This window comes from Shimwellia pseudoproteus, from assembly GCF_016415625.1.
GTDB classification, from domain to species: Bacteria; Pseudomonadota; Gammaproteobacteria; order Enterobacterales; family Enterobacteriaceae; genus Shimwellia; species Shimwellia pseudoproteus.
In genome coordinates this window covers 79103-98331 of the sequence record NZ_WBXP01000009.1, presented here as the reverse complement: position 1 = coordinate 98331, position 19229 = coordinate 79103, and the positions used below count along the sequence as shown (strand labels likewise).

General features: G+C 56.5%; 20 protein-coding genes. 4 read left to right on the top strand and 16 right to left on the bottom strand.

Going from position 1 to position 19229, the window contains the following annotated elements; all coding sequences use genetic code 11:
• Positions 1-5: 5 nt before the first annotated feature.
• From rlmH to F9C28_RS06275, 3 genes are all read right to left on the bottom strand, one after another.
• Positions 6-476, bottom strand: a complete 471-nt coding sequence (gene rlmH / locus F9C28_RS06285) for a 23S rRNA (pseudouridine(1915)-N(3))-methyltransferase RlmH (RefSeq protein ID WP_199014385.1) — start codon at positions 474-476, stop codon at positions 6-8.
• A gap of 3 nt (positions 477-479) precedes the next feature.
• Entirely contained in the window at positions 480-797 is a 318-nt protein-coding gene (gene rsfS / locus F9C28_RS06280) for a ribosome silencing factor (RefSeq protein ID WP_199014384.1), read from the bottom strand.
• A 265-nt stretch (positions 798-1062) separates the two neighbouring features.
• On the bottom strand, positions 1063-1677 hold the full coding sequence (locus F9C28_RS06275) for an adenosylcobalamin/alpha-ribazole phosphatase (protein WP_199014383.1): 615 nt from the start codon (positions 1675-1677) through the stop codon (positions 1063-1065).
• A gap of 90 nt (positions 1678-1767) precedes the next feature.
• On the opposite strand from F9C28_RS06275, the gene cobD reads away from it, so the two are divergent.
• The gene (cobD, locus tag F9C28_RS06270; RefSeq protein ID WP_199014382.1) at positions 1768-2862 is read left to right on the top strand and encodes a threonine-phosphate decarboxylase CobD; all 1095 of its coding nucleotides are present in this window, start codon (positions 1768-1770) and stop codon (positions 2860-2862) included.
• Here cobD and nadD read toward each other — a convergent pair.
• Genes nadD through leuS form a run of 4 tightly spaced genes read right to left on the bottom strand, consistent with a single transcriptional unit; the run spans position 2837 to position 7713 of the window.
• Positions 2837-3490, bottom strand: a complete 654-nt coding sequence (nadD, locus tag F9C28_RS06265) for a nicotinate-nucleotide adenylyltransferase (protein ID WP_199014381.1) — start codon at positions 3488-3490, stop codon at positions 2837-2839. The two genes, cobD and nadD, sit on opposite strands and share 26 nt — an antisense overlap.
• Positions 3483-4514: a DNA polymerase III subunit delta gene (holA, locus tag F9C28_RS06260; protein WP_199014380.1), complete on the bottom strand. Its 1032-nt coding sequence runs from the start codon at positions 4512-4514 to the stop codon at positions 3483-3485. Before holA ends, nadD begins: the two co-directional genes overlap by 8 nt.
• Entirely contained in the window at positions 4511-5116 is a 606-nt protein-coding gene (lptE, locus tag F9C28_RS06255) for an LPS assembly lipoprotein LptE (RefSeq protein ID WP_199014379.1), read from the bottom strand. The genes holA and lptE overlap by 4 nt, the downstream gene beginning before the upstream one ends.
• A 14-nt stretch (positions 5117-5130) precedes the next feature.
• Positions 5131-7713, bottom strand: a complete 2583-nt coding sequence (gene leuS / locus F9C28_RS06250; RefSeq protein ID WP_199014378.1) for a leucine--tRNA ligase — start codon at positions 7711-7713, stop codon at positions 5131-5133.
• A gap of 244 nt (positions 7714-7957) precedes the next feature.
• Here leuS and F9C28_RS06245 point away from each other — a divergent pair, with 244 nt between their 5' ends.
• The gene (locus F9C28_RS06245; protein ID WP_199014377.1) at positions 7958-8440 is read left to right on the top strand and encodes a zinc ribbon-containing protein; all 483 of its coding nucleotides are present in this window, start codon (positions 7958-7960) and stop codon (positions 8438-8440) included.
• A 56-nt stretch (positions 8441-8496) separates the two neighbouring features.
• Here the strand turns inward: F9C28_RS06245 and F9C28_RS06240 are convergent, their stop codons facing one another.
• The 4 genes from F9C28_RS06240 to F9C28_RS06225 form a co-directional block, all read right to left on the bottom strand.
• Positions 8497-9222 carry an amino acid ABC transporter ATP-binding protein gene (locus F9C28_RS06240; RefSeq protein WP_199014376.1) on the bottom strand — a complete coding sequence of 242 codons (726 nt, stop codon included), beginning with the start codon at positions 9220-9222 and terminating at the stop codon, positions 8497-8499.
• Positions 9222-9896 (bottom strand): glutamate/aspartate ABC transporter permease GltK, encoded by a 675-nt coding sequence (gene gltK, locus F9C28_RS06235; RefSeq protein ID WP_199014375.1) that lies wholly within the window; start codon positions 9894-9896, stop codon positions 9222-9224. Before gltK ends, F9C28_RS06240 begins: the two co-directional genes overlap by 1 nt.
• Positions 9897-10637 carry an amino acid ABC transporter permease gene (locus tag F9C28_RS06230; protein WP_199014374.1) on the bottom strand — a complete coding sequence of 247 codons (741 nt, stop codon included), beginning with the start codon at positions 10635-10637 and terminating at the stop codon, positions 9897-9899.
• Between the two features lie 185 nt (positions 10638-10822).
• On the bottom strand, positions 10823-11728 hold the full coding sequence (locus F9C28_RS06225) for an amino acid ABC transporter substrate-binding protein (protein ID WP_199014372.1): 906 nt from the start codon (positions 11726-11728) through the stop codon (positions 10823-10825).
• 162 nt (positions 11729-11890) lie between these two features.
• On the opposite strand from F9C28_RS06225, the gene F9C28_RS06220 reads away from it, so the two are divergent.
• A complete protein-coding gene (locus F9C28_RS06220; RefSeq protein ID WP_199014371.1) occupies positions 11891-12076 on the top strand; it encodes a hypothetical protein in 186 nt (61 codons plus the stop codon).
• Positions 12077-12128: 52 nt separating this feature from the next.
• On the opposite strand, the gene lnt is transcribed toward F9C28_RS06220, so the two are convergent.
• The 5 genes from lnt to miaB form a co-directional block, all read right to left on the bottom strand.
• The gene (gene lnt / locus F9C28_RS06215; protein ID WP_199014369.1) at positions 12129-13670 is read right to left on the bottom strand and encodes an apolipoprotein N-acyltransferase; all 1542 of its coding nucleotides are present in this window, start codon (positions 13668-13670) and stop codon (positions 12129-12131) included.
• 6 nt (positions 13671-13676) lie between these two features.
• Entirely contained in the window at positions 13677-14555 is an 879-nt protein-coding gene (corC, locus tag F9C28_RS06210) for a CNNM family magnesium/cobalt transport protein CorC (protein WP_199014367.1), read from the bottom strand.
• A 104-nt stretch (positions 14556-14659) separates the two neighbouring features.
• Positions 14660-15127, bottom strand: a complete 468-nt coding sequence (gene ybeY, locus F9C28_RS06205) for an rRNA maturation RNase YbeY (protein ID WP_199014366.1) — start codon at positions 15125-15127, stop codon at positions 14660-14662.
• Complete coding sequence (locus F9C28_RS06200) at positions 15124-16182, bottom strand: PhoH family protein (protein ID WP_199014361.1); 1059 nt, start codon at positions 16180-16182, stop codon at positions 15124-15126. Before F9C28_RS06200 ends, ybeY begins: the two co-directional genes overlap by 4 nt.
• Before the next feature lie 226 nt (positions 16183-16408).
• Complete coding sequence (miaB, locus tag F9C28_RS06195) at positions 16409-17833, bottom strand: tRNA (N6-isopentenyl adenosine(37)-C2)-methylthiotransferase MiaB (protein ID WP_199014359.1); 1425 nt, start codon at positions 17831-17833, stop codon at positions 16409-16411.
• A gap of 145 nt (positions 17834-17978) precedes the next feature.
• On the opposite strand from miaB, the gene ubiF reads away from it, so the two are divergent.
• On the top strand, positions 17979-19157 hold the full coding sequence (ubiF, locus tag F9C28_RS06190; protein ID WP_199014357.1) for a 3-demethoxyubiquinol 3-hydroxylase: 1179 nt from the start codon (positions 17979-17981) through the stop codon (positions 19155-19157).
• Positions 19158-19229: the final 72 nt, after the last annotated feature.

The following is a 19229-nucleotide window of genomic DNA, read 5'->3' as shown; positions in this document are numbered from 1 at the left end:
ATGCGTTACTCACGGTGATAGGGGTGGTTAGCTGTAATACTCCATGCCCGGTATAAACTCTCGGCCACCAGCACCCGCACTAGCGGGTGGGGCAGGGTCAACGGCGAGAGGGACCAGCTTTGCTCCGCCGCCGCTTTACAGGCCGGGGAAAGCCCCTCCGGGCCGCCAATCAGCAGGCTGACATCCCGGCCGTCCAGCTTCCAGCGCTCCAGTTGCCCGGCGAGCTGCGGGGTATCCCAGGGTTTCCCGGGAATATCCAGGGTGACTATCAGGTTACCTTTGCCGACAGCCTCCAGCATCAGTTCCCCTTCTTTATCCAGAATGCGCTTGATATCGGCGTTCTTACCCCGTTTCCCCGCCGGGACTTCTACCAGCTCCAGCGGCATATCTTTAGGGAAACGGCGGACATAATCAGAAAACCCCGTTTGCACCCAGTCCGGCATTTTCGTGCCGGTGGCGACCAGTTGCAGTTTCACCGCTTAACTCCAGAGTTTTTCCAGCTCGTACAACTGGCGGCTATCTTCTTGCATGACATGGACCATGACATCGCCCAGGTCAACGACAACCCAGTCGCCTTCGCTCTCGCCTTCAACACCCAGCGGTAATAACCCGGCTGCCCGGCACTCCTGTACCACATGATCAGCAATAGACATAACGTGGCGGCTTGATGTGCCAGTACAGATAACCAGACGGTCGGTGATACTGGATTTCCCCTGAACATCAATAGCAATAATGTCCTGGCCTTTAAGATCATCAATTTTGTCGATTACAAAATCCTGGAGTGTTTTACCCTGCAAGTGTTCCCCCTTCAGGTATAAATAGTTGGCGTGGTGTGGTTCAGCGGATCAACGAACAGCGGTTCGCTACAGCCAGATGCTGGCTGCTGCTGAGGTGGGGTATCATCCCACCCCGGGCGTTGGTTTGCATCGCCATTTTTGTAAAACAGTTTCAAACGCGCACAAGGACCACATTATGGCAGCGGAGAATAACAGCCTGAGAAGTGGTGTCAATGGGTTAAGGTGGCTAAGTGTGAATGACCTGTGCCCCGGCTTGTGCTTAGCCTTACGCGCTGGCGGGGCACTGGCTGTTTAATGTGCGCAAAACCGCGTAATCCCCGTGCAATTCCACCCGGGACCAGCAGCCCTGCTCAATCGCGAAGCGCCACATCGCCGCCGGGGGCAACCCCAGCAGATGGGCCAGCAATAGCCCGAATACGCCTTTATGGCTCACCAGCAAAATATGGCGGGCGGTATGCTGCTGGCTTTCGGCTTTCAGAGCCTCCACACACTGCTGGATCCGCTGGCTGAATGCCTGAAAGCCTTCGCCCCCGGGGGGAATAACATGCTGCCAGTCATCGCACCACGCCTGGTATTCAGTACTGCCTTCAGCGATCAGATCCCGGTGATGGCGCATTTCCCAGTGGCCGAAATTCATTTCATTCAGTTGGCCATTGCGCTGCATGGTAAGATCCCGGCCGGCCAGCGCCAGACGGGCGGTTGCCCCGGCCCGGGAGAGCTCACTGGTGATCACCCGGTCAAAGGGAATTGGCGCCAGCAGCGCGCGTAACGCGCTGGCCTGTTGCTCACCCCGGGGGGTGAGCGGGGTTTCGCTGATGCCGCTATACAGCCCGGCGACATTGGCCTCGGTTTCACCGTGGCGTATTAGCCAGAGGTTCATGGATTGTCCCGTGGAGTTATTCGGTGGTGTGATTCGCTAACGTTGCGCGGGCAGTTTATCATTTTATCTGTTGTTTCTGTGAGGTCTGATATGGCAAGGCTAACCAGCCTGCATGGCGGTAATCTGCGCGAGGCGGCCGACGTCTATGGCCTGGCGCCAGAGGCGATTCTTGACTTCAGCGCCAATATAAACCCCCTGGGAATGCCGGATTCGCTGCGCCAGGCAATTACCGAAAATCTCGCCCTGGGAGAGCGCTACCCGGATGTGGAATACCAGGCATTGCACCGGGCCCTGGCGGCCCATCACCGGGTGGATGTGCGCCAGGTGATGGCCGGTAATGGGGAGACGGCGCTGATTTTCGCCCTGGCGGCTCATCTGGCACCGCGCCACGCGATGGTGGTTATCCCAGGGTTTGCCGAGTACCGGCGCGCCCTGGCGCATACTGGCTGTCGGATCAGCGAATATCTGCTGCGGGAAGCCGACGGCTGGCAACTGACCGGGCGCATTCTCGATGCGCTGCACCCCGGGCTGGATTGCCTGTTCCTTTGTACCCCGAATAACCCCACCGGCCTGCTGCCGCAGGCGGATCTGCTGCTGGCCATTGCCCGGCGCTGCGCTGCGCTGGATATTGCTCTGGTGATGGATGAAGCCTTCCTCGATTTCCTGCCCCAGTGCCCGGGGATGATCCCCCATCTGGCGCAGATGCCCCATGTCTGGGTGCTGCGCTCACTGACGAAATTTTTTGCCATCCCCGGGTTACGTCTTGGTTATCTGGTGGCGGGCGATATTGCCGGGGTGGCGGCGATGCGCCAGCGCCAGCAGCCCTGGAGCATCAATGCGTTTGCCGCCCTGGCCGGGGAGGTGATTCTCAGCGATGGCGCTTACCAGCAGGCGACATTTGACTGGCTGAATAGCGCCCGCCCGGCGCTGTATCAGGCATTATCCGGGTTACCGGGGCTGACGGTATGGCCAGGGGTGGCCAACTATTTATTTATGCGCTGTGATGTGGCGGGGCTGGCCCTGCAGGAGGCGCTGTTAACCCAGGGGATTTTGATCCGCCACTGCGGGAATTATCCCGGGCTGGATTATCGCTACTACCGGGTGGCGGTGAAGTCCCCGGTGGCGAACCAGCGGTTGATCGCGGCGTTACAGCAGGTACTTAGCGGTACAGGCCCTGGGCAATAATATAGTGCATCACCGCCGGGGGCAGCAGGTCGGCACAGGATTGCCCATGCTCAAGGCGCTCGCGGATGGTGGTGGCAGAAATATCATACAGCGGGGTGTCGGCAAGGAAAATTTTGCCGCCGGGTAAGCGGTGCAGATCGTCAATGTTGCGGGTGAGGCGCGCATCCAGCCACGCCTGATCGGCGGGGGTTTTCATTTGTACCGGGTACCCCGGGCGACGGCAGACCAGCAAATGGCACAGCGCATTAATGCGTGAATAGTGGTTCCAGGTCGGCAGCGTCAGCAGTGAATCCTGGCCGATAATAAACGCCAGCGGGCGGCGGTAGCCTATTTCCTGGCGGATCTCTTCCAGGGTATCTGCCGTAAAAGAAGGCGCACTGCGCTGTAGCTCCCGGCAGTCCAGTTGAAAGAGCGGGTTACGGGCAATGGCGAGGCTGACCATCATTTTGCGCTGCTCACTGCTGGCCTGGGGCTGAGGGCGGTGAGGGGGCACATTGTTAGGCATGATAATCACATGGCGCAGGGCGATTTGCTGCGCCAGGGCCGCCACCGGTTTCAGATGCCCGTAGTGGATGGGATCAAAGGTGCCGCCGAACAGCGCCAGTAATGACGCCTGACCCTCACCCATGGATAAATATTTCCGGTAGTCCGGCATTGCACAGCAGCAGTGTCAGGCTCTCCAGTTCATCCTGTACGCTCTGGCCGTAATCCTGTTTGAGGGTCAGCTCAGCATGGCTGAGGAGCTGGACTGCCTGGGTCAGCTGTTCACTGCTGAGCCGGTTAAGGGCTTCGGTTAACAGCACTCGCCGGTTTTGCCACACCCGCTGCTGGTCAAACAATGCCTTGAGCGGCATCCGGGTGGACTGGCGCTTGAGATTGACCAGCTGTAATAGCTCACGCTGTAGGGCGCGCAGCAGCAGCACCGGCTCACTGGCTTCCAGCCTGAGCTGGCGCAGGATATGCAGGGCGCGGTTGGTTTTCCCGGCCAGTACCGCATCAACCCAGTGCCAGCTGGAGAAGTGCGCGGCGCTGTTGGCGGCCTGTTCTACCCGGGGCAGGGTAAGTTTGCCGTCCGGCCAGAGTAGCGCCAGGCGCTCCAGGGCCTGGGCAAGGGCCAACAGATTGCCTTCATAGCAGTAGCAGAGTAATTGCACCGCCGGGTCATCAATGGAGAGCGACATCTGGCTGGCGCGGTTTTGAACCCAGCGGGGCAGTTGGGCCTGCTCAGGGGTGATACAGGGGATCTGGACCGCCCGGTCGTTAATGGCTTTGTACCAGGCCTGGTTTTCCTGGGCCTTGCTCAGCTTGTTACCGCGAAAGAGAACCAGCAGATCGTCGTGCAGCAGGCTGACCAGGGTCTCCAGCTGGCCGGCAATGGTGGCATTGGGGCCGTTATCCGGCAACTGGAGCAGAAGCGTCTGGCGGCTGGCGAACAGGGTTAATTCCTGGCACAGGGCGAACAGCGCGTTCCAGTCAGTGCTGAGATCAAGCGTCACGGTGTGGTGCTCGGTAAACCCGTGGGAAACCGCAGTATGCCGAATAGCATCCTGGCTTTCCTGTAACAGCAACGGGTCATTACCCAACAACAGATAAACGGCGCGCAGCCCATCACTGAGCTGCGCGCGTAATTGCTCCGGGTACAGCTTTATCATCGGCTGCTGGAGTCTGCGGGAAGTGTGGTGGAAAGCCGTCCCTGCGGCTGTGAAACCGAGGCCGGATTACTGGTATTGCTTTCCCTATCTTCGGTTTCTTTTACGTCCGCAACATGGACCGCTGCCAGTTTACGCACCAGCTGCTGGGCAGCCTGGGTGTACATTTCATTGACAATCATGTCCTGCTCGGCATTTTTCGCCAGCGCACGCTGCGGGTTGTCAAAGTAGGAGCGGTAAACCTTGGCCTGGATCGGGTAGATATCGTGGCCCGGGATCAGCACTTGCGCGTTGACCACCATCACCATCTGATATTCCGCCGTATACCCGTCCTGGAAGATAGACGCGGTATCCTGGCCGATACTCATGGCCCCCATGCGTAATGACGGAATGTCTTTACGTACGGTGCTGTTTTCCACAATAGTCACCCCATCCTGACGCAACTGGTTGCGTACGGCACGGGTTAGCGGCCCGTTAGGGTCACCGGAATCCAGAATCAGGGTTTGCATTTGCGGCGGCACCGTTGAGGAGCCACGTAAATGGAAACCACATCCGGCGGTGACCAGCACCGCCATGCTTACAAACAAGGTGAACAAATAGCGCACACTTCCTCCTGTGCTTAGCCCACAACCAGGTTCAGCAGTTTGCCCGCAACGTAAATCACTTTACGGATGGTTTTACCTTCCAGGTGTTTGGCAACCAAATGTTCCTGGCCTGCCAGTTCACGAACCTGTTCTTCGGTGGCGTCTGCTGCAACGGTAATTTTGCCGCGTACTTTACCATTTACCTGAACGACCACCAAAACAGAGTCTTCCACCATGGCGGATTCGTCAGCCTGCGGCCACGGCGCGTTATCGATGTCGCCGGCACCCGCCAGTGACTGCCACATAGTGAAGCAGACGTGCGGAGTGAACGGATACAGCATGCGGACCACGGTCAGCAGCGCGTCGTGCATCAGCGCGCGATCCTGTTCGCTTTCCTGCGGTGCTTTGGCCAGCTTGTTCATCAGTTCCATAATTGCCGCAATCGCGGTGTTAAAGGTCTGACGGCGGCCAATATCATCGGTCACTTTGGCGATAGTTTTGTGGACATCGCGACGCAGTGCTTTCTGGTCTTCGTTCAGGGCCGCAACATCCAGCGCCGCAGCGGCACCTTTTGCGGTGTGCTCATACACCAGTTTCCAGACGCGTTTCAGGAAGCGGTTCGCCCCTTCAACACCCGATTCCTGCCACTCCAGGGTCATATCCGCCGGGGAAGCAAACATCATAAACAGACGCACGGTATCGGCACCGTAACGTTCAACCATCACCTGCGGGTCAATACCGTTATTTTTCGATTTTGACATCTTGCTCATGCCAGCATAGACCAGCTCGTGGCCGGCTGCATCACGGGCAGCGGTAATACGGCCTTTGTCATCACGCTCGGTGATGGCCTCAACCGGAGAAACCCAGTTGCGTTCGCCGTTAACCCCGGTGTAGTAGAACGCATCGGCCAGTACCATCCCCTGGCAGAGCAGCTGTTTGGCTGGCTCGTCAGAGTTCACCATGCCCGCATCGCGCATCAGTTTGTGGAAGAAGCGGAAGTAGAGCAGGTGCATAATGGCGTGTTCAATTCCGCCAATGTAGATATCGACCGGCAGCCAGTAGTTGGCCGCGTCAGCGTCCAGCATCCCCTTGTCATACTGCGGGCAGGTATAGCGCGCGTAGTACCAGGAGGACTCCATAAAGGTATCGAAGGTGTCGGTTTCGCGCAGCGCAGGCTGGCCGTTAACCGTGGTCTTCGCCCATTCCGGGTCGGCTTTGATTGGGCTGGTGATACCGTCCATAACCACATCTTCCGGCAGGATAACCGGCAGTTGATCGTCCGGGGTCGGGATCACGGTACCGTCTTCCAGGGTCACCATCGGGATCGGTGCGCCCCAGTAACGCTGGCGGGAAACCCCCCAGTCGCGCAGGCGGTAGTTTACTTTACGCTCGCCCACGCCCATGGCCGCCAGTTTGTCGGCAATGGCGTTAAAGCCGGCGGTAAAGTCCAGACCGTCAAACTCACCGGAGTTAACCAGCACGCCTTTCTCGGTCATGGCCTGGCTGGAGAGGTCCGGCACAGTGCCGTCCGCCGCCAGAATTACGGCTTTGATCGGCAGATGGTATTTCGTGGCAAATTCGTAATCGCGCTGGTCGTGACCGGGCACAGCCATAACCGCCCCGGTGCCGTACTCCATCAGTACGAAGTTAGCCGCCCAGACCGGGATAGTGTCCCCGGTCAGCGGGTGAATAGCATAGAAACCGGTGGCAACACCTTTTTTCTCCATGGTCGCCATATCGGCTTCGGCCATTTTGGTGTTGCGGCATTCGTCAACAAATGCCGCCAGTTCCGGGTTAGTCTCCGCCGCCTGTTTTGCCAGCGGGTGGCCAGCGGCCACTGCCAGATATGTGGCACCCATAAAGGTGTCCGGGCGGGTGGTGTAGACGGTCAGTTTCTGGTCGCTGTCTTTAACATCAAAGGTGATTTCCACCCCTTCAGAACGGCCAATCCAGTTACGCTGCATGGTCTTAACCTGATCCGGCCAGTGGTCCAGTTTATCCAGATCATTGAGCAGCTCTTCCGCGTAGTCGGTAATTTTAATAAACCACTGCGGGATCTCTTTACGTTCTACTTTGGTATCACAGCGCCAGCAGCAGCCGTCGATAACTTGTTCGTTGGCCAGTACGGTTTTGTCGTGCGGGCACCAGTTCACCGCCGAGGTTTTCTTGTATACCAGCCCTTTTTTATACAGCTCGGTAAAGAATTTCTGTTCCCAGCGATAGTATTCCGGTTTGCAGGTCGCGATTTCGCGGCTCCAGTCATAACCGAAGCCCAGCATTTTCAGCTGGTTTTTCATGTATTCGATATTGTCGTAAGTCCAGGGGGCCGGCGCGGTGTTGTTTTTTACCGCGGCGCCTTCCGCCGGCAGGCCGAACGCATCCCAGCCGATGGGCTGCAGTACGTTTTTACCCAGCATCCGCTGATAGCGGGCAACCACATCACCGATGGTGTAGTTGCGGACGTGGCCCATATGTAGTCGGCCAGAAGGATAGGGAAGCATTGACAGGCAGTAATACTTCTCTTTGCTCTCGTCTTCTTTTACTTCAAAAGTGCGCTTTTCTTCCCATTGTTGTTGAACATGGGATTCTATCTCTTCCGGGCGATATTGCTCTTGCATGGCAGCCAGTAGTCCTGTTGATGAAAACAGCTACAACGATGTAGCTGTATTACGGTATAGATTTTTCGATCGGCATAGCATAGCCGATTAACCAGCAGCACAACAGTCTTTCCCTGTCTCTGAGGGACAAAACCGTGCTTTCACACTTTGCGCTTATTTACCGGTGCTGTGGTGAGGGTAACACTGTAATCACAAATTAACGGCTACTATAAGAAGAGCTTAGCCAGATTCAGGAGGAAAGAGCATGAACAAGGTGGCGCAGTTTTATCGTGAGCTAGTCGCTTCACTGAGTGAACGGTTACGTAATGGCGAAAGGGATATTGATAGCCTGGTAGACAGCGCCCGGGCGAAAATGGAACAAACCAGCGATTTGACCCGTCGGGAGATTGACGAGGTCAGCCGCGCGGTGCGTCGCGATTTAGAAGAGTTTGCCCTGAGCTACAGCGAGAGCCAGGAAGAGCTTAACGATAGCGTGTTTATGCGGGTTATCAAGGAGAGCCTCTGGCAGGAGCTGGCGGATATTACCGACAAAACCCAACTGGAGTGGCGTGAGGTCTTCCAGGATCTTAACCACCACGGGGTCTATCACAGCGGTGAAGTGGTGGGGCTGGGAAATCTGGTGTGCGAAAACTGCAACCACCATCTGGCGTTCTACACCCCGGAGCTGTTACCGCACTGCCCAAAATGCGGCCATACCCAGTTCCAGCGTCGTCCTTTTGAACCTTAATAATAAACAGTGCGCCGCGGGCGGCGCACTGTCAGTGGATTCACCGTAACGGTTAATTAATGCAGGATTTTGGCGAGGAAGTCTTTGGCGCGTTCCGACTGCGGATTGGCAAAAAAGGCTTCTTTATCGGCATCTTCGATAATTTTTCCTTCATCCATAAAAATCACCCGGTTGGCCACTTTACGGGCGAAGCCCATTTCGTGGGTGACCACCATCATGGTCATGCCTTCATTCGCCAGCTCGACCATGACATCCAGCACTTCGTTGATCATTTCCGGGTCAAGCGCAGAAGTCGGCTCGTCAAACAGCATGGCAATTGGGTCCATACACAGGGCACGGGCAATGGCCACACGCTGCTGCTGGCCGCCGGATAACTGGGCGGGGAATTTATTGGCGTGGGCGGAAAGGCCCACGCGCTCCAGCAGTTTCAGCCCTTTGTCCCGGGAGGCAGCTTTATTGCGCTTGAGCACTTTCACCTGCGCCAGGGTCAGGTTGTCAATGATAGACAGGTGCGGGAACAGTTCAAAGTGCTGGAACACCATACCCACGTGGGAGCGCAACTGGGCGAGGTTGGTTTTCTTGTCATTGACTTTGGTGCCGTCAACCACTATCTCACCTTGCTGAATCGGCTCCAGCCCGTTGACGGTTTTGATCAGGGTGGATTTACCGGACCCCGACGGGCCGCAAACGACCACAACCTCGCCTTTTTTCACTTCGGTGGAGCAGTCAGTCAGTACCTGGAACTGGCCATACCATTTTGAGACATTCTTAAGGGAAATCATTATACGGTCCTTTTCTTCAACCAACTGACCAGCAGGGAGGCGCTGAGGCTAATAATAAAGTAGACACCACCGGCAAACAGGATCATTTCGACCTGGGTGCCGTCGCGCTCACCGATAGTGGACGCGGTGCGGAAGAAGTCCGCCAGGCTCAGGACATACACCAGTGAGGTATCCTGGAACAGAACAATCCCCTGGGTCAGCAGCAGCGGGATCATGGCCCGGAAGGCCTGGGGCAGAATTATCAACTTCATGGACTGCCAGTGGGTCATCCCCAGCGCCAGGGCGGCACTGGACTGGCCGCGAGAAATACTCTGAATACCGGCACGGATAATTTCGGAGTAGTAGGCCGCCTCAAACAATGAAAAGGCCACAATGGCAGAAATCAGCCGGATGTCGGTTTTCGGGGATAACCCCAGTACCTGCTGTAACAGGCCGGGAACAATCAGGTAAAACCACAGCAGCACCATTACCAGCGGTACCGAGCGGAAGACGTTCACGTACAGGGTGGCAAACCAGCTCAGGGCTTTCACCGGCGACAGGCGCAGCATCGCCAGAATAGTCCCCCAGATGATCCCCACCAGAATGGCGATAACGGTTATTTTGAAGGTGACTGCCAGCCCTTCAAGCAGGAACGGCAGGGAGGGGATAATTGAACTCCAGTCAAAATCGTACATTTATTTGCCCCCCAGGTTGCCGGGCAGGCGTATTTTGCGTTCTACCAGGTTCATCACCAGCATAATGACGGCGTTAATCAGCACATAGGCCAGGGTGATGGCGGTAAAGGATTCCCAGGCGTGAGCAGAGTAATCGAGCAGTTTCCCGGCCTGGGCCGCCATATCGACCAGGCCAATCGTTGAGGCAATGGCCGAGTTCTTGACCAGGTTCATCATTTCTGAGGTCATCGGCGGGACCACAACGCGGTAGGCGTTGGGCAGCAGCACGTAGCGGTAAGTCTGGGGCAGGGTTAAGCCCATTGCCAGACCGGCATTTTTCTGCCCCCGGGGCAGTGACTGGATCGCCGCACGCACCTGCTCGCAGACCCGGGCGGCGGTAAACAGCCCCAGGCACAGCATGGATGACAGGAAAAACTGGATGTTGGGGTCCAGTTCAGACTTAAACCACATGCCGATATTTTCCGGCAGCAGTTCCGGGATAACCAGATACCAGGTAAAGAATTGTACGATCAGCGGCACATTACGGAACAACTCCACGTAGCCGGTGCCGATGGCGGAAAGAAAACGGTTAGGGACGGTGCGCAGGATGCCGAAAAACGAACCGACAAAAAAGGCGATAATCCAGGCCGCAATGGAGAGGGCCACGGTGACCTGGAAGCCACTCCATAACCAGCCCAGATAGGTGGTATTACCGAATGGGGCGGGCTGTAGAAAAATACCCCAGTTCCAGTCTATAGACATAACGTACTCCGAAAAAAAAGAGGGTAGCAGTGCTACCCTCGAAGATTGATCAATCGCGTTCTGGTGTTACACCTGCCGGGGAACGACCGGCCGGTGTACTGTCTGTCCGGGCGGGTACTGATCAATCGGGAGGGCAGGGTAACCCGCCCCTTATTCATTGTGTAAATAGCGTATCGCGGCTGTGGTTAGTTAAGTGCCTTATCATTCGGTGATTTGAACAGCGCTTTCATTTCGTCAGACAGTTCAAAATTCATGTTGAGATTTTTCGGCGGAATCGGGTTTTTAAACCATTTTTCGAACCATTTTTCCGCTTCGCCAGAGGTCTGGACCTGGGCGATGGTGTCGTCCATCAGCTTTTTAAATGCCGGGTCGTCTTTACGCAGCATACAGCCGTAAGCTTCTTCCGACTGCGGCTTGCCGACGATTTCCCACTGATCCGGTTTCTTCGCTTTGGCGCGTTCACCGGCCAGCAGGGCATCATCCATCATAAAGGCCACGGCGCGCCCGCTTTCCAGGGTACGGAAGGAGTCACCGTGATCTTTGGCGCTGATAATGCGCATGTTCATTTTCTGCTCGTCATTCAGCTTGTGGAGCAGGATTTCGGACGTGGTGCCGGACGTCACCACCACGGCTTTGTCTTTCAGATCCTCAAAACCGTGGATCGGGCCGCCTTTTTTCACCAGCAGACGGGTGCCCACCACAAAAATGGTGTCGGAGAAGGCCGCCTGTTTCTGGCGTTCAAGGTTGTTGGTGGTGGAGCCGCATTCAAAATCGAAGGTGCCGTTTTGCAGCAGCGGGATACGGTTCTGGGAGGTGACCGGGATCAGCTTGACCTGCAAATCAGGCTTATTGAGCTTTTTCTTGATGGCGTCAACAATGGCGTTGGAGTAATCCTGTGAATAGCCCACCACTTTCTGTTGGTTGTCGTAGTATGAGAACGGTACCGATGACTCCCGGTGGCCCACCACGATAACGCCGTTGTTGTTGATTTTATCCAGGGTCATAACAGGCTTGGCGTCTTCCGCCTGCGCCACGCTGGTGGCTCCCAGTCCGGCAAGTAGCCCCGCCGCAGCCAGCTTACGTAAATGCATATCCAACTCCTTTCTCCTGGCACCGGAGGTGCCGATACCCATGTTGTGAATGTGGTGTGGCTTTACTTATTGTGTGTTTATGGTTTGTCGTGTGTTTATATCGTGCGCTGAATGGCGCCCGATTATTGCTTATTTGTTAGCATTCTATTTGGCATTTTGTAAATGCTTTGGTTTTATTTTGTTGTTTTTTACGAAGTCACCCGCACCAAAATAAGGCAAAAAAATGAGATTGCACTATTTCAGCGCAGCGGCTGCGACCTGATGGTGCGCAGCCCGTTTACGGCAGTACGCGATATCGCTGGCAACCAACAATCTGCCTGTGATCAAGCAATTGCTGTGCCAGAGTGACGAAAGGTGATAATAACGGCAGGGGCGCACCGGTTGCCCGGTGCGCCGTGGATCAGGCGGATTTGCGGCGTTTTACCGCCAGCAGGAGACCGGCACAGCCGGTGAGCAGGGTGATAATCCAGACTGGCCAGTTACCCATCCGGGCGTAAGGCGTTAGCCCCCGGGTCGGCGTGACGCTGGTGGTCAGCACCTGGCGGGTAAACTGCGGGATTTGCGCGCTGATGCTACCGTCCGGTGCAACCACGGCAGTAATACCGTTGTTGGTGCTGCGTAACAGCGGACGGGACAGTTCCAGGGCCCGCATACGCGCCATCTGGAAGTGCTGCCACGGGCCGATAGATTTACCAAACCAGGCATCGTTAGAAATGGTCAGCAGAAAATCGCTGTCCGGGCGGAAGTTATCCCGCACCTGCTGACCAAGGATTATCTCATAGCAGATGGCCGCCGTCAGACGGTAACCGTGCGCCTGTAGTGGCGCCTGGCGATAATTACCGCGGCTGAATGACGACATCGGCAGATCAAAGAACGGCGCCAGCGGGCGCAGAATCGATTCCAGCGGCACAAATTCGCCAAACGGCACCAGATGGTTTTTGTTGTAGCGGTCGGTAGACTGGTAGCTGTAAGGGCTGTTTTCCCCGAGGACGATAATCGCGTTGTAGGTATCGTAGCGATTCAGCTTATTCAGCCGGGCGTCAACAATCCCGGTGATCAGGGTGCTGTGGTTGGCGCGCAGCAGATCGTCCATCATGGTGAGGAACGGTTGCTGGTTCATCTCCAGATCCGGGATAGCAGACTCTGGCCAGATAATCAGCCCGGATTTGCCCATTTCCGGCTGGGTGAGATCCAGATAGGTATGCAGCGTATTAAGCAGCTCTTTATCGTCCCACTTCATGGACTGGGGAATATCCCCCTGTACCAGTGACACCTGGGTGGTGCGATCGTTTAGTGGCTGGGACCAGGCGATATAACGCAGTGGCCAGGGCAGCAGCAGTAAGGCGGCACTGATGGCCAGCGGCTGCCAGCGGCGCTGGCGGATGGCCATCACCAGCAACCCGGCAATGATAATCAGCAGAAAGTTAATCCCTTCCACTCCGGTGACGGGCGCCAGGCCCTTCAGGGGACCGTCAATCTGGCTATAGCCAAACTGCAGCCACGGGAAGCCGGTGAGCACCCAGCCGCGCAGGAATTCGGTGATCTGCCAGAGCGCCGGGGCTATTAACACAAAACGCCACCAGCGCGCCTGCGGGGCCAGACGCCCCAGCAGGCCGCCAAACAGGCCGGTATACAGCGAGAGGTACGCCGCCAGCAGAACCACGAGGAAAATATTTATCGGGCCGGGCATACCGCCAAAGGTGGCGATACTGACGTAGACCCAGTTGATCCCGCTACCAAACAGGCCCATCCCCCAGGCGAAGCCAATCCCGGCGCTCTGCAGCGGCTTACGGTTCAGGGTTAACCCCAGCAGACCCATTAGCGAGAGCAGGGCTGCGGGCCAGATATCGTAGGGTGAGAATGCCAGGGTGCCACAGGCACCGAACAGTAACGCCAGCGGTAATCGTACTCGCTGGCGCTGAAGCAGAGCGCGTAAATCCATGATTAATTAATCTTCCAGATGGGGCTGTGGAGAATCGTCCGGTATTCTGACATGAACCTGAATAATACGGCGACTGTCTGACATTGCCACTTTAAACTGGTAACCGTCGATGTCGATGGTTTCCCCGCGGGTCGGCAAATGGCCAAATGCCTGCATCACCAGGCCGCCGATGGTGTCGACTTCGTCATCGCTGTAATGGGTACTGAATGCCTCGTTAAAATCCTCAATCGAGGCCAGGGCACGCACAGTCCAGGTATGGCGGCTGAGCTGACGGAAGTTGGTATCTTCTTCTTCGTCGTACTCATCTTCGATTTCGCCAACAATCAGTTCGAGAATGTCTTCAATGGTCACCAGGCCAGAGACCCCACCAAACTCATCAATCACGATGGCCATATGGTAACGCTGCGAGCGGAACTCTTTGAGCATCCGGTCAACACGTTTACTTTCCGGCACAACCACGGCGGTACGCAGCACTTTCTCCATGCTAAATGGCTCGGCGTCACTGCGCATAAACGGCAGCAGATCCTTGGCCATCAGTATCCCTTCGATGTGATCTTTGTCCTCGCTGATCACCGGGAAACGTGAATGGGCAGACTCGATAATCACATCAAGGCACTCATCAAGGGGCTGGTTACGTTTCAGGGTGATCATTTGGGAGCGGGGGATCATGATGTCGCGGACGCGCTGGTCGGCAATATCCATTACCCCTTCAAGCATATCGCGGGTGTCCTGATCGATAAGCTCGTTTTGTTCTGAATCACGAATTAGCGTCAGCAGCTCATCACGGTTTTTCGGTTCGCCGTGAAACAGCTGGTTCAGGATCAGGGAGAAAAAACCCTTTTTACTGTGGGGAGTGTCGCTACTGTGTGAATTGTCGTCGCTCATGGCGTTTTGATTGGGTTCTCATGTTAGTCAATTATCTGCCACGGGGAGCGAGTGGCTCCCCTGGCGCTACAAAATATTCCGGGGCCAGTAAGTGGCCGCACAGTCTACTCTTTCTCGGCAATGTACGGATCGTCGTAGCCAAGGGCAAGCATTATCTCTGTTTCCAGAGACTCCATCTCTTCGGCTTCGTCATCAACGATATGATCATAGCCTAATAAGTGCAGGCTACCGTGTACCACCATGTGCGCCCAGTGGGCATCCAGAGAGACGTCTTGCTCGGCGGCTTCCCGTTCAACCACCTGGCGGCAAATCACCAGATCGCCCAGCAGCGGCATCTCAATGCCCGGAGGGGCTTCGAAAGGGAAGGAGAGTACGTTGGTGGATTTATCTTTCCCGCGATAGGTTAAATTCAGCTCGTGGCTTTCGGCTTCATCCACCAGGCGCACGGTCACTTCGGACTCTTCCTGAAACGGCGGGATCACGGCATTCAGCCATGTCTGGAACTGGGCTGCATCTGGCAGGCCTGTGTTGTCTTCACAGGCCAGTTGCAGATCGAGGATGACCTGACTCATTTACTCTCCTGGCTCGCTTCTGACGCCTGCGCGTCGCGTTTGCGCTCGGCCGCCAGTTGCTCTTTACGTTTTTGCTCTGCGGTTTCCCATGCTTCGTACGCGTTTACAATGCGGGCCACCACCGGATGGCGCACCACGTCTTCGCTATGGAAAAAGTTAAAGCTGATTTCTTCGACATCCGCCAGCACTTCAATAGCATGGCGCAGGCCGGACTTGGTATTCCGCGGTAAGTCAATCTGGGTAACGTCCCCGGTGATCACCGCTTTGGAATTAAACCCGATGCGGGTCAGGAACATTTTCATCTGCTCGATGGTGGTGTTCTGACTTTCATCAAGAATGATAAACGCGTCGTTCAGGGTGCGGCCGCGCATATAGGCCAGCGGAGCCACTTCAATCACGTTACGCTCGATCAGTTTTTCGACTTTTTCAAAGCCGAGCATTTCGAACAGCGCATCGTACAGTGGCCGCAGGTACGGGTCCACTTTCTGGCTCAGATCCCCGGGCAAAAAGCCCAGTTTTTCCCCGGCTTCCACGGCGGGACGGGTGAGCAGAATACGGCGGATCTCCTGGCGCTCCAGGGCATCCACGGCGGCAGCCACCGCCAGATAGGTTTTACCGGTCCCCGCAGGGCCGACACCAAAGGTGATGTCGTTGTCGAGGATATTGGCAATATACTGGGCCTGGTTAGGAGTCCGTGGTTTGATAACCCCGCGTTTGGTCTTGATATTGACCGCTTTCCCGTACTCCGGCACGCTGTCGGCGATTTGCTCCAGCACGCGGAACTCTTTGATGGCGAGGTGGATCTGTTCTGGCTCAATATCGTTGAGCTGGCCGCGCACCGGGGCGGTGTCGACATACAGGTGGCGCAGGATATCCGCGGCAGCATTGACCGTCAGCTCACGGCCTGTCAGGGTAAAATGATTGTCGCGGCGGTTGATTTCGATACCCAGCCGACGCTCCAGCTGCTTAATGTTGTCATCAAACGGGCCGCACAGGCTGAGTAAACGGGCGTTATCGGCGGGTTCCAGGGTTAATTCACGGGTTTCGATATTCAAACTATTCCTCTTACCTCTTACAGTGACCTCTTACAGGGACCTCTTACGTGGATAAGCGTGGTTAACATCACGGGGATGGTCCCGGCCGTTGAGAAAATTATTCATGGCGCGCAGAGAAGGCGCAAGGCCTGGTGTTGATATTTGGGTGCTGTCTTCAGAATGCAAGGGCGGTAATAAAAAAGCGGCGGACAGGGGATGCCTGCCCGCCGCCTTGATTTATGCGCTATCAGGGCTGCCAGACACCAACACCCAGTTCATCTTCTTTACGGGTGCGGGCGATGATTGCGGCGGGGCTTTCAGCCACCCGCAGGCCCATTTCATCTTCGGTACGCACGACTTTACCGCGCAGCGAGTTGGGGAATACGTCGGTAATTTCGACATCCACGAACTTGCCTATCATCTCCGGGTTACCTTCGAAGTTGACCACCCGGTTATTTTCGGTGCGGCCAGACAGCTCCATAATGCTCTTGCGGGAGGTGCCTTCCACCAGGATACGCTGGACAGTGCCCATCATACGGCGGCTCCAGGCCATGGCCTGCTGGTTAATGCGATCCTGCAGAATATACAGCCGCTGTTTTTTCTCTTCTTCTGGCACATCATCAACCATGTCGGCGGCCGGGGTACCCGGACGGGCAGAGAAGATAAAGCTGTAGCTCATGTCAAAGTTAACGTCGGCGATAAGCTTCATGGTCTGTTCGAAGTCCTGCTGGGATTCCCCCGGGAAGCCGACGATAAAGTCAGAACTTATCTGGATATCCGGGCGCGCGGCGCGCAGCTTGCGGATAATCGCTTTGTATTCCAGGGCAGTGTGGGTACGGCCCATCAGATTCAGGACCCGATCGGCGCCACTCTGTACCGGCAGGTGCAGGAAGCTCACCAGCTCCGGGGTATCCCGATAGACGTCCACGATATCATCGGTGAACTCAATGGGGTGGCTGGTGGTAAAACGAATGCGGTCAATACCGTCAATGGCGGCCACCAGGCGCAGCAAGTCAGCAAAGGAGCCCTGGGTACCGTCGTAGTTTTCGCCACGCCAGGCGTTAACGTTCTGGCCCAGCAGGTTAACTTCACGTACGCCCTGGGCGGCCAGTTGCGCCACTTCCAGAATGATATCATCGCTCGGGCGGCTGACTTCTTCACCGCGGGTATAAGGCACCACGCAGTAAGTGCAGTATTTATTACAGCCTTCCATGATAGACACAAAGGCGGTAGGGCCTTCGGCGCGGGGCTCCGGCAGACGGTCGAATTTTTCGATTTCCGGGAAGCTGATATCCACCACCGGGCTGCGATTGCCGCTCACGTGGTTAATCATCTCCGGCAGGCGGTGCAGGGTTTGTGGCCCAAAAATAATGTCCACGTAGTGGGCGCGCTGGCGAATATGGTCCCCTTCCTGAGAGGCGACACAACCGCCGACCCCAATAATCAGCTCAGGGTTCTTATCCTTCAGTGTTTTCCAGCGGCCTAACTGATGGAAAACCTTCTCCTGCGCTTTTTCGCGAATAGAACAGGTATTCAGCAGCAGAACATCCGCCTCTTCAGCCACGTCAGTCAGGGTAAAACCATGCGTGGTTTCCAGCAGATCGGCCATCTTTGATGAATCGTACTCGTTCATCTGACAGCCCCAGGTTTTGATATGGAGTTTTTTTGTCATTGACTTGCCATTTCTCAGTTAACGCCAGGAATGCAGGGCGCGTATTGTAATGCTTTGCCGGGTTCGTGACCAGTAGACAGCGCATACCATCAATTAAATCAAAAATCCGGTAAACTTACCCGATGAAAACAAACGGGGAATAACCATGGATAATCATCAGACGGATGTGGCCGTTGTCGGCGGCGGAATGGTGGGCGCCGCCGTGGCGTTAGGACTGGCCCGGGAAGGCTTTCAGGTGACACTGGTTGAGCAGCAGCCCCCCGGCGCCTTTGACGCCAGCCAGCCCCCGGATGTGCGGATTTCGGCCATCAGTAGCGCCTCGGTGGGGTTTTTACGTTCTCTTGATATCTGGCGCCGGGTACAGGCGATGCGTAGCCACCCCTATACCCGGCTGGAAACCTGGGAGTGGCAACAGGCGCACGTTGTGTTTGATGCCAGTGAATTACAGCTCCCGGAGCTGGGCTATATGGTGGAAAACAACGTCCTGCAGCTGGCGCTGTGGCAGGCCCTGGAGGCACACCCCCGGGTGCGTTGCCTGTGCCCGGCGACCCTGCGCGCGATGACCCGCGGGCCGGATCACCGCCATCAGCTACAGTTTGCCGATGGCCAGACCCTTGACGCTCAGCTGGTTATTGGTGCAGACGGCGCCCATTCCCGGATCCGCCAGTGGGCGGGGATCGGTATCCACGCCTGGGACTATAACCAGTCTTGTATGCTGATCAGCGTGCAGTGTGACAGCTCTCCCGGGGAGGCCACCTGGCAAGAATTTAGCCCCCGTGGGCCCCGGGCGTTCTTACCGTTATTTGATAACTGGGCTTCCCTGGCCTGGTATGATGCGCCGGCGCGGATCCGCCAGTTGCAGAGTATGCCGATGGCGCAGTTGCAGCGTGAGATTGCCCAGACCTTTCCGGCCCGGCTCGGTAAGGTGACACCGGTTGCTTGCGGCGGGTTTCCGCTGGTGCGGCGCCATGCGTTGCGCTACGTGCAGGACGGAATTGCCCTGGTGGGGGATGCGGCCCATACCATTCATCCCCTGGCGGGGCAGGGGGTTAACCTCGGTTACCGGGATGCGGAAGCGCTGATCGATGTGCTGGCCACTGCCCGGGGGTATGGGGAGCGCTGGTACAGCGCGCCGGTACTGAAGCGCTATCAGCACCGGCGCCAGCCGGATAATTTCCTGATGCAAAGCGGGATGGACCTATTTTATGCCGGGTTCAGTAATAGCCTGACACCGGTTAAGGTGCTGCGGAACCTGGGATTAATGGCGGCCCAGCGCGCCGGGGTGCTGAAACGCCAGGCGTTACGCTACGCTCTGGGATTATAGCGCCACGGAAAACAGGATGACGGATGCCGGGGCAACCCGGTATCTGGCCTGTTATCGTTACGATGGATAATT